The sequence below is a fragment of the Micromonospora sp. HK10 genome (assembly GCF_000982955.1).
Classification (GTDB): domain Bacteria; phylum Actinomycetota; class Actinomycetes; order Mycobacteriales; family Micromonosporaceae; genus Micromonospora.
On sequence record NZ_KQ058757.1, the window covers coordinates 1 to 424 of the forward strand.

Consider the following 424-nt stretch of genomic DNA (forward strand, 5'->3'; position numbering starts at 1 on the left):
GTCGTGAGGGTGGCTTCCGTGGTGGCGACCGTCGTGAGGGCGGCTTCCGTGGCGGCGAGCGCCGTGAGGGTGGTTTCCGGGGCGGCGAGCGCCGCGAGGGCGGTTTCCGGGGCGGCGACCGCGACGGTGGTTTCCGTGGCGGCGAGCGCCGTGAGGGTGGTTTCCGGGGCGGCGAGCGCCGCGAGGGCGGTTTCCGGGGCGGCGACCGCGACGGTGGTTTCCGTGGCGGCGACCGTCGTGAGGGTGGTTTCCGGGGCGGCGAGCGCCGCGAGGGCGGTTTCCGGGGCGGCGACCGCGACGGTGGTTTCCGGGGCGGCGACCGTCGTGAGGGTGGCTTCCGCGGGGGCGACCGTCGTGAGGGTGGCTTCCGCGGGGGCGAGCGCCGTGAGGGTGGCTTCCGTAGCGGCGACCGCGACGGTGGTTT

1 protein-coding gene is annotated in these 424 nt (G+C 76.4%); it reads right to left on the minus strand.

What is annotated here, in order from left to right; genetic code table 11:
* The coding region (locus tag LQ51_RS33360) for a hypothetical protein (RefSeq protein ID WP_046564381.1) at window positions 1-424 on the minus strand (424 nt) is incomplete at both ends.